General features: G+C 72.3%; 7 protein-coding genes. 6 read left to right on the top strand and 1 reads right to left on the bottom strand.

Annotated features, from left to right (window positions below):
* Positions 1-265 precede the first annotated feature (265 nt).
* The 4 genes from AC0QU1_RS19030 to AC0QU1_RS19015 all read left to right on the top strand — a co-directional run bounded on the left by AC0QU1_RS19030 (position 266) and on the right by AC0QU1_RS19015 (position 5832).
* Positions 266-2014: an HNH endonuclease gene (locus tag AC0QU1_RS19030; protein WP_483576744.1), complete on the top strand. Its 1749-nt coding sequence runs from the start codon at positions 266-268 to the stop codon at positions 2012-2014.
* Positions 2015-2238: 224 nt separating this feature from the next.
* Entirely contained in the window at positions 2239-4107 is a 1869-nt protein-coding gene (locus tag AC0QU1_RS19025; protein WP_483576743.1) for a beta-N-acetylhexosaminidase, read from the top strand.
* Positions 4108-4150: 43 nt separating this feature from the next.
* Positions 4151-5374 (top strand): type III PLP-dependent enzyme domain-containing protein, encoded by a 1224-nt coding sequence (locus AC0QU1_RS19020; RefSeq protein ID WP_483571541.1) that lies wholly within the window; start codon positions 4151-4153, stop codon positions 5372-5374.
* Positions 5375-5427: 53 nt separating this feature from the next.
* On the top strand, positions 5428-5832 hold the full coding sequence (locus tag AC0QU1_RS19015) for a RidA family protein (protein ID WP_483571539.1): 405 nt from the start codon (positions 5428-5430) through the stop codon (positions 5830-5832).
* 10 nt (positions 5833-5842) lie between these two features.
* Here AC0QU1_RS19015 and AC0QU1_RS19010 read toward each other — a convergent pair whose 3' ends face one another.
* Complete coding sequence (locus AC0QU1_RS19010; protein WP_483571537.1) at positions 5843-6823, bottom strand: DUF4349 domain-containing protein; 981 nt, start codon at positions 6821-6823, stop codon at positions 5843-5845.
* 307 nt (positions 6824-7130) lie between these two features.
* Between AC0QU1_RS19010 and AC0QU1_RS19005 the strand changes: the two genes are divergently transcribed.
* Complete coding sequence (locus AC0QU1_RS19005; RefSeq protein WP_483571535.1) at positions 7131-8285, top strand: ROK family transcriptional regulator; 1155 nt, start codon at positions 7131-7133, stop codon at positions 8283-8285.
* A 90-nt stretch (positions 8286-8375) separates the two neighbouring features.
* Positions 8376-9674: an extracellular solute-binding protein gene (locus AC0QU1_RS19000; RefSeq protein ID WP_483571533.1), complete on the top strand. Its 1299-nt coding sequence runs from the start codon at positions 8376-8378 to the stop codon at positions 9672-9674.
* The last annotated feature ends 97 nt before the right edge of the window (positions 9675-9771 follow it).

Below are 9771 nucleotides of genomic sequence, written 5' to 3'. Positions count from 1 at the left end.
ACGGCCGACCGCTTGGCGCGAGGCCAGCGGGCAGTCTGGGAGTAAGTTCGCCCGTTCTGCTCTTGGCAGATGTGGGTTGTTTCGTCGAGCGAGTCGAACACGTGTGCGATAGATTGATGTCATGACGCGAACCGGTAAGGCATTCACCAGGGCAGGCGACCCGCCTGCTCAGCCGGTGCTGCCCCGGAGCGGCACAAGGCTTCCTACGGTCGCCAATGTCGTTGATGTGGCGGGTGTGCGGGCTATGCGTGAGCGGTTGGCGGGCATGATTTTGCCGGGTGCCTCTGACATCGGTGCTGATGGTGTGCCGGACACTGCTTCCACTGCTTCCACTGCTTCCATGGGTCCGGCGGTGTCGCGGGAGGTGCAGGCGGAGTGGGTGGACCTGTTGGGTGAGCTGGAGGCGGTGAAGAATGCGGTGACGGCGACGCAGGCGAGGTTGGCTGTGGCGCTGGAGGAGGCGACGCGTGCTGAGGAGGCTCGGCAGGGTGTCCGGGCGGAGCGGCGTGGTCGTGGTGTGCCGAACCAGGTGGGTGCGGCTCTGCGGTGCAGCCCGCACGCCGGCGCCTCGTTTCTGAGCACGGCCCGGGTATGGGTCACCGGTATGCCGCACACGTTCGAGGCGTTGCGGGCGGGTGTGCTCTCGCAGTGGCGGGCGACGTTGTTGGTGCGGGAGACGTCGCACCTGTCGGTCGAGCACCGCGCCCAGATCGACGAGCAGGTGTGTGGTCCGGCGAACCTGGGGGCGCTGGCGCGGATGGGGACGCGGCGTCTGGTGGCCCGGGTCAAGGAACTGGCGGCACAGTTGGATGTGCGCGCGTGTGTGAACCGGAACGCCAAGGCCGTCTCGGAGCGTGGGGTGTCGGTGCGTCCGGCTCCGGATCTGATGGTGTATCTGACCGCTCTGGTGCCGATGCAGCAAGGGGTCCAGGCTTACGCGCAGCTCAAAGCCCACGCTGAGACGCTGAAGGCTGCGGGTGATGGGCGGGGGACCGGGCAGATCATGGCCGACACGTTGGTCGAGCGCGTCACCGGACGCCAGCCCGGACAGGCGGACGGGGTGCCGGTCACGATCAATCTGCTGGTCTCCGACCAGACCCTCCTCGCCGGTAGTGACCACCAGCCCATCGACCGGCCCGGGGAGGACCGGCCCGGGGAGGACCGGTTAGGTAGCTGCCAGCCTGGTGGTGACCGGCCTGGTGGTGAGGAGCCGGGTGTGGTGGTGGAAGGCACCCCGGCGGGTGCGGGTGTCGTGCCAGCCCCGGTGGCTCGGAACCTGGTTGCGCATGCGATCGATGCGGATGCGGCGTGGTTGCGGTCGATCTACGTCGACCCCCGTGGTCGCCTGCTGGCCACGACCTCCACGTCACGGTTCCACCCACAAGGCTTGGCAGCGTTGTTGCGCGCCCGCGAGCAGGGGATCTGTGCCACCCCGTGGTGTGACGCCCCGGTCCGGCACCTGGACCACATCACCCCACACGCGCAGGGTGGGGTGACGAGCCTGGACAACGGGCAAGGGTTGTGTGCCCGGTGCAACCATGCCAAGCAGGCACCCGGCTGGTCGCAGAAGACGACCCAGGTAGGCGGCCGGCACGCGGTCGAGACGATCACCCCGACGGGGCACACGTATGCCTTCGTCGCGCCCACACCACCCGCACCGGTAAGGGTCGGTGACGTGACACCGTTCGGGAGCGGTGGCACGACCGCTGACCGTCACATTGGTCCGGTCCGTGACCGTGCCGCCGCACCGACCCAGAACACCGCCCCGGCAACCGAGGACACCGCCCCGGCGACCCCGGGTTGGACCCCGGCGGTCGGCATGAGCGGACCCCGCAACGGACGCATCCCACGCAGCCGATACTCCATCGGCTGCCACACCCACCGAGACCGGGGCACCATCGCCTACCGGCCCCCCGGACGGCGTGAGCCGGCCCGTCCCAGGTATCTGCGGCGGTCCCGACCCGATCTCGTGTGGGCACATACGCCCATCTCACCGGGGCGTGTACGCCAATAAGTCCGCCACCGCCACGAGCTGACGCTCGGCGGTCAAGGCCCCGGCGGTACCGGTGGCGCTGACCCAGCGCCAGCGGCGAATGCCGATGCCCCCTGCCGCGGATGAACAGGGGGCCACGCTAAGGTGACGCCGTGCACCACCCCGGAGATCCTGGCCTCGTTCCTGAGCCTGCGTCGACGCAGGTCTCGGGCGGTTCGGTCCTGCTTCCGGACGGCGCGCGGGTCATGAGCGACCCGGCCCTGCGGCCCGCGGCGCGGTGGTGGCGCCGGGTCACAGAGGAAGCCTTCGGCATCGACCTGGTGCCGTCAACCACGGCGGGCAGTCCGGTTCTCGGCGGGCCAGGTCCGGGCGGTCTCGCTTCGGGCGGGACGGCTCCAGGAAGCCCTGCTCCCAGTAGCCCGGCTTCCGGCGGTCTTGCCTCTGGCGGCTCATCTTCCGCCGTTCCTGCTTCCAGTGGCCTCGACCAAGGCAGCCCGTCGCCCAGCAGCCCAACCCCCGGTGCTCCGTCACCCACCGACGTCGTCTTCGCTCTGGCCACCGACCTGCCCCCCGAGGGCTACCGGATCGAGGTGCGCCCGACGTCGTCGGCCGGCGCGGTGTCAAGAACCCCAGCGCACGGCGGAACCGTGCGCGTCGAGGCAGCGGACCTCGCCGGCGCGCACGCCGCCGCCCAGACCCTGCGCCAGCTCGCCGGCCCCGCGGCCTTCCGCCGCAGCCCTTCGGGCCACCACCGCAGTGTCCCCGAGCTCCAGGTTCCTGTCGTGAAGATCGAGGACCACCCCAGGTTCACCTGGCGCGGCATGCTGCTCGACGTCGCCCGCCACTTCCTGCCCAAGCACGACGTGCTGCGGTTCATCGACCTCGCCGCCGCCCACCGGCTCAACGTGCTCCAGCTCCACCTCACGGACGACCAGGGCTGGCGCGTGCAGGTCCACCGCTACCCGGAGCTGACGCGGACCGGCGCGTGGCGCAGCGAGTCCACCGTCGGCACCTGGCGCACCGGCGCACGGGACGGCCGCCCCCACGGCGGCTTCTACACGCAGGACGACCTGCGCGAGATCGTCGCCTTCGCCCGCGACCGGGGCATCACCGTGATCCCGGAGATCGACGTGCCCGGTCACGTCGAGGCCGCCGTCGCCGCCTACCCCGAGCTCGGGACGCGCAAGGACCGTCGGGGCGTGCGCACCACGTGGGGCATCAGCCAGGACGTGCTCGACCCGTCCGAGGGATCGCTCGCGTTCTTCCGGCACGTGCTGGACGAGGTGCTGGACGTCTTCGACACACCCTGGATCGGTCTCGGCGGCGACGAGGTGCCGCCCACGCTCTGGCGCGAGTCACCACACATCGTCGAGCGCGCCAGGACGCTCGGCCTGCTCGGGTCCGACGGCGTCCCCGACGTCGCGCAGCTCCACGGCTGGTTCGTCGCCCGCCTGGCGCAGCACGTGTCCGACGCCGGCCGCCGCGCCGTCGTCTGGGACGAGGCCGTGTCGCCGCTGCTGCCGCGCGACGTGATCGTGACGTCCTGGCGCGGGTACGCCCAGGGCGCCGCAGCGCTCGCGGCGGGGTACGACGTCGTCATGGCGCCCGAGCAGGCCGTCTACCTGGACCATCGTGCCGGGGAGCATCCCGCGGAGCCGATCCCGGTCGGGTTTCTGCGGACGGTCGAGGACGTGTACGCCTTCGAGCCGCTCCCGGCCGCCTTGGCCATCCCCGAGACCACCGGTGCGGCGACGGGCCGGCTGCTCGGCGCGCAGGCCCAGGTCTGGACCGAGCACCTCGACAGCGCCCGGCGCGTCGACTACGCGACCTTCCCGCGGCTCGCGGCCTTCGCCGAGGTCGCCTGGTCGCCGCGCGCGGACCGGGAGCCGGGTTCGCCCGCGTCGAAGGAGTTCGTCGAGCGTCTGGAGCGGCATCACCTGCCGCGGCTGGACGCCTACGGCGTCGAGTACCGTCCGCTCGCCGGACCGCACCCCTGGCAGACCCGTCCCGGCGTCGAGGGCTACCCGCGCGACCTGGCGGCGGAGACCGCCGTCGGCGGCTGGGCCGGCCTGGGCGGCTGGCGGGAGGACGGCGGCGTGGAGAACGACGCGTGACCCCGTGTCGTTGACGGGCCGCATCGCACGGCAGGATGGTCTGGTGCAACGCATCGACGACCCTGAGTTCTCCTGGCCCCTGCTGACCCTCGACGAGGCCGCGCTGGACCACAACATCGCCACCGTCGCGGGGGTGTTCGCCGCAGCGGGCGTCGAGCACGCGCCGCACGTGAAGACGCACATGTCCCGCGAGATCTGGCAGCGGCAGGCCGCCGCCGGCGCGTGGGGCACCTCCGTGGCGACGCCCGCGCAGCTCCGGACGGCGCTCGGCTGGGCCGTCCCGGGCGCCGCGCGCCGCGCCTTCCTGGCGAACGAGCTGGTCGACCCCCGCGAGATCGCGTGGCTCCGCAAGGCCCTCACCGACGGCACCGCCGACGAGGTCTGGGTCTACGTGGACTCCGCGCGCGGCGTCGACCTGCTCGCCGACGGCTTCGCGCACGCCGCGCCCGAGGCCGTCGAGCGGCTGGGTGTGCTCGTCGAGCTCGGCGTCCCCGGCGGCCGCACCGGCGTACGCACCGTGTCCGACGTCGTGGCGCTCGCCGGCCGGGTGCACGACGCCGGGCTGCGGCTGGTCGGCGTCGCCGGCTACGAGGGGTCGGTGGCGGGCGGCAGCAGCACCGACGAGCTGACCGCCGTCGGGCAGTGGTGCGATGCGCTGCGGGAATCCGGGGCCCGGATCGCGGGCCTGGTGGACGGGCCGGTCGTGCTGAGCGCGGGCGGCAGCGCCTTCGCCGACGTCGTCGCGCGGCACCTCGCCGCACCGGTCCAGGACGCCGCGGGCGCCGTCGTGCCGACGCGGGTCGTGCTGCGGTCCGGCGCCTACGTGACGCACGACCACGGCCACTACCTGCGCAACGACCCGTGGACGCGGCTGGGCGCCGAGCCGCTGCGGCCCGCGATCACGGTGTGGGCCTCGGTACTGTCCGTGCCGGAGCCCGGGCTGGCCATCTGCGGCCTGGGGCGCAGGGACGTGTCGTTCGACATCGACCTGCCGACGCCGCTCGTGGTGCGCACCGCCGACGGCGCCGGCCGGCTGGGCGTGTCCCGCGAGCTGACCGGCGTGCGCGTGACCGCGCTCAACGACCAGCACGGCTACCTGTCCGTCGACCCGGTCGCGGAGGGCGACGGGCAGGCGGGCGCGCCGATCGCGCCCGGCGACGTGGTCGGCTTCGGCATCTCGCACCCCTGCACCACGCTCGACAAGTACCGCACCGCCCTGGTGACCCGCGGCGACGAGGTCGCCGAGCAGATCACGCTGAGCTTCTGACCCACCGCCTGACGACCCCCGCAAGCCGCCTGACCACCAGCAAGGAGAACCCGATGACCGCCAAGACCGCCGTCTCCACCCCGGACGCCCCCGCACCCGCGCACACGTTCCACCAGGGCGTGCGCAAGGGCCCGTTCGTCCAGGTCTCGGGGCAGGGCCCCGTGGACCCGGCGACGGGGGAGTACCTGCACCCCGGCGACGTGGCCGCCCAGACCACCCGCACGCTGGAGAACGTCCGCGCGATCGTCGAGGCCGGCGGCGCCACGTTCGACGACGTCGTGATGCTGCGGGTCTACCTCACGAAGCGCGAGGACTTCGCGGCGATGAACGAGGCCTACGGCGAGTTCGTGACGAAGCACTGCCCCGGCGGCGTGCTGCCGAGCCGGACCACGGTGTTCGTGGGCCTGCCGCGCGAGGAGATGCTCGTGGAGATCGACGCGCTGGCGGTCACGGACTGACCCACCCCGGTCAGTCCGCGGGTGCGGGTTCCGGCTTGGCGGCGGGCGACGCCGGCCCCGCGGGCCGGTTCCTGGCCACCTGCCTGCGGACGCCGAACACGACCAGCAGCACGACGCCCGCCAGCACGAGCCACGGCAGGAGCGCGCCGAGCACGAGGACCACCACGTTGAACGTGCTCACCATCGCGCTCCACCCCGCGGACAGGCCGCCGAGGAAGCCCTCGGGCTGCGCCTGGGCCGCCGGGGCGTCCTCCGCGACGATCTCGACCCGCAGGGTGGACATCGCCACCTCGTCCGAGAGCCGGTTGCGCTCGGAGACCTTGGCGTCGAGCTCGGCCTGACGGGTGGAGAGCTCGGCCTCGATCTGGATGAGGTCGGCGGTGCGGTCCGCCTCGGCCATGAGCTCGCGCAGGCGGTCGGTCGAGGTACGGAGCGCCTCGATGCGCGCGTCGAGGTCCTGCGCGGTGCCGGTGACGTCGACCGTCTCGACGTGCCGGTCGCGCACGTCGCCGAGCTCGTCCAGGGCGTCGAGCGTGGCCGAGACCCGGTCGGCGGGGATGCGGAGCGTCATCGACGCGCTGCCCGGCTCGCCGTCGGACCCGGCCTGCTCGTCGCGTGCCTCGACGCGGCCGCCCGCCTCCTCCACGAGGCCGGCGATCTGCTCGGCGGCCTCGAACGGGTCGTCCACCGCGAGCGTGGCGTTGCCGGTGGTGATGAGCTCGCGGTCCACCGCCTCCTCGGGCGCCTCGGCGAGGCCGACGGTGCCTGCCGCATCGGCGGCCGTGCCCGTCGCGGCCTCGGGGGCGACCAGCTCGCCGCGCGCCGCGCCGCCGTCGGTCGCGACGTCCGCGCCGGATTCTCCCGCTCCATCGCCGGAGCAGGCCGCGAGAGCGACGGCGAGCGTCCCCCCGACGACCGCCGCGAGGAGGGTGTGGACAAGTCGGCGCGGGAGCAGGCCCGCGTCCCCCCGGACCGACCGGTTGCGCTTCATGGCACGAGCGTAGGAGTCCCGCAGGGCCGGAACGCGCCCCACCTGAGAACTGTGATCCCTTTGTGAACTTGTGGGCCTGGTGACCGGTTTTTTCACCGGTTTTGCGCCGCTCTTGATCACGTTCCGGTCACGCCGTGCCCGCGCGGCCGACGTAGTGCAGGCTCGGATTCGTCAGGCACGTGAAGTAATCCGATACGTCGAGCAGGGCGCGTCCTATGCCAGCGGGCAGCGTGACCCACGTAACAGTCTGGTTACGGGTCATACCGGGCAATGGACAGGACTCTGTTAAGGAGGTCTACTAACAAACATGGCGACGGCGACAGAACGCAACGGCACCGGGCGAGGGCTCGGCGCACGTCTGCGCGCGACGTCCAAGGTGCTCCCGGAGCACGCCAGGGCGCACAACCGCTCACTGGTGCTGCAGCACCTCTTCCACGAGGGGCCCACCTCCCGGGCCGACCTCGCACGAGCCACCTCGCTCACCCGCGTCACCATCTCCGACCTGGTCTCGGTGCTGATCACCGAGGGCCTGGTCGAGGAGCTGGGCACGCGGCCCGGCCAGCGCGTCGGCAAGCCGGCGATCCTGGTGGGCCTGCGCACCGACGCCTACCAGATCGTCGCGGTGGACCTCACCGAGCGCGGCCACATGCGCGGCGCGGTGCTCAGCCTCACCGGCGAGATCGTGGTCCGCCGTCAGCTCGACATCGACGGGCGCACCGGGGACGAGCTGGTCGACCTGCTCACCCGCTTCGTCCGGCGGCTCGTGGCCGCCGCGAACCACCCGGTGATCGGCGTCGGCGTCGGCTCGCCCGGCATCATCGACCTGGACGGGCGCGTCGTCGAGGCGCCCAACCGCGGCTGGTACGACGTGCCGCTCGCCGAGCTCCTGGGCGAGCGCCTGGGCCTGCCCGTGCACGTGGCGAACGACGCCAACACGGCCGCACTCGGCGAGTTCACCTACGGCGGGGCGACGGGCAGCATGCTCGTGGTCACCGTCGGCGCGGGCGTGGGCGCCGGCGTGGTGGTCGACGGCGTGCGGGTGCACGGCCAGCGCGACGCCGCCGGCGAGATCGGCCACGTGACCGTCGTCGACGACGGCGAGCCGTGCGCCTGCGGCCGTGCGGGCTGCCTCGAGACCGTGCTGTCCGAGCCGGCGCTGCGGCGCGCGGTGGCGGACAGGAGCACAGCAGAATCCGACGCCGCTCTGGCGTCGGCCGGCCGGGTGCTTGGTGTCACCCTCGCCCCGGTCGTCAGCGCGCTCAACCTCACGGAGGTGCTGCTGAGCGGTCCGCGCGACCTGCTCGACGGCCCCCTGCGCGAGGCAGCGCTGGACACCATCCGTCAGCGGACCATGTCGGCCATCAACTCGGGCCTGCAGCTACGGATGGCCGCACTCGACGAGGACGTCGTGCTGGCGGGCGCCGCCGTCCTCGTGCTTTCCGCCCAGCTGGGGGTCTCGTGAGCATCAGCGCGCACGTGTCGGCGGCGGGCATCCCATCGAGCTCTGACCATGCACCACCGCGACACACGGTCGTATCCCGGGAGGAACAACGTGAACAAGAACCGTCTCGTCGGCGCCGCGGCGTCGGCGATCACCCTGACGCTCGCGCTCAGCGCGTGCGGTAACGCCGGCGGGGCCACCAGCTCCGAGCCGAGCGAGACCGGCCCCGGCGAGGTCCGGGTCTGGCTCGTCGGCTCCGACACGCCGCAGGAGGCCCGCGACTACCTCAAGGAGACCTTCGAGGAGCAGAACCCGGGCAGCACGCTCACCATCGAGGAGCAGGCCTGGGAGGGTCTGGTCGACAAGTACACGACGGCGCTGTCCGGCTCGGACGCCCCCGACGTGGTCGAGATCGGCAACACCCAGGCCGCCGCGTTCACCTCGGCGGGCTACTTCCGCGAGATCACCGCGGAGGAGTTCGAGTCCCTCGGCGGCTCCGACCTGCTCCCCGGCTTCGTCGAGGCCGGTGACTGGGAGGGCAAGCACTACGCCCTGCCCTACTACTCGGGCTCGCGCGTGGTCTTCTACTCCAAGCAGGTCCTCGGCGACGCCGAGGTCCCGACCACCCTCGACGAGTACGTCCAGAGCGCCGTCGACCTGAAGACCGACGACGTGTCCGGCGTCTACTGGCCCGGCCAGGACTGGTACAACGCCCTGCCGTTCATCTGGGAGAACGGCGGCTACGTCGCCGAGCAGGCCGAGGACGGCACGTGGGACGCCGGCTTCTCGTCCGAGGGCGGCTTGGCCGGCCTCGAGCAGATCCAGACGATCATGACCGAGGGCAACAACGCCCCGGCCGACACCAACGAGGCCGACCTCCAGGTGCCGTTCTGCGAGGGCAAGGTCGCCTTCCTCTCGGCGCCGAGCTGGATCCAGTGGTCCATCAACGCTCCGGAGGAGCCCGAGGACCCCGAGGGCGTGCCCGGCTGCGCGTCCACCTACGGCTCGGACCTCGAGGGCTTCGCCCTGCCGGGCAAGGACGGCGGCGCCGCCCAGGTGTTCGCCGGCGGCTCGAACATCGCCATCGCGCAGAAGTCGGCCCGTCCGGACCTCGCGATGAGCGCCTACGAGATCCTGCTCAGCGACGAGTACCAGTCCATCCTCGCTGGCATCGGCCTGTTCCCGGCCAAGACCTCGCTGTTCGAGCAGGTCGACCAGAAGACGTCGATCGGCAAGGCGTCCGCCGAGGCGGCCGCCAACGCCAAGCTCACCCCGGCGTCGCCGAAGTGGGCCGACGTCGAGTCGCAGATGCTGCTGCAGAACGCCTTCTCGAAGATCGCCTCCGGCGAGGACGTGCAGACGGTCGCAGAGCAGCTCGACGCGGACATCGAGGAGATCCTCAACAGCTGACCAGGTCAGCACGACTTCCCGTCCCGCCCGGCGCGGCCCCAGAACCCGGGCGGGACGGGACTCCACTGCCCACCTGACGCCGGCGGCCTCTCCGGAG

The organism is Promicromonospora noduliphila, from assembly GCF_056951025.1.
The sequence above is the reverse complement of the archived record's forward strand: the minus strand, read 5'-3'. Positions and strand labels throughout refer to the sequence as shown.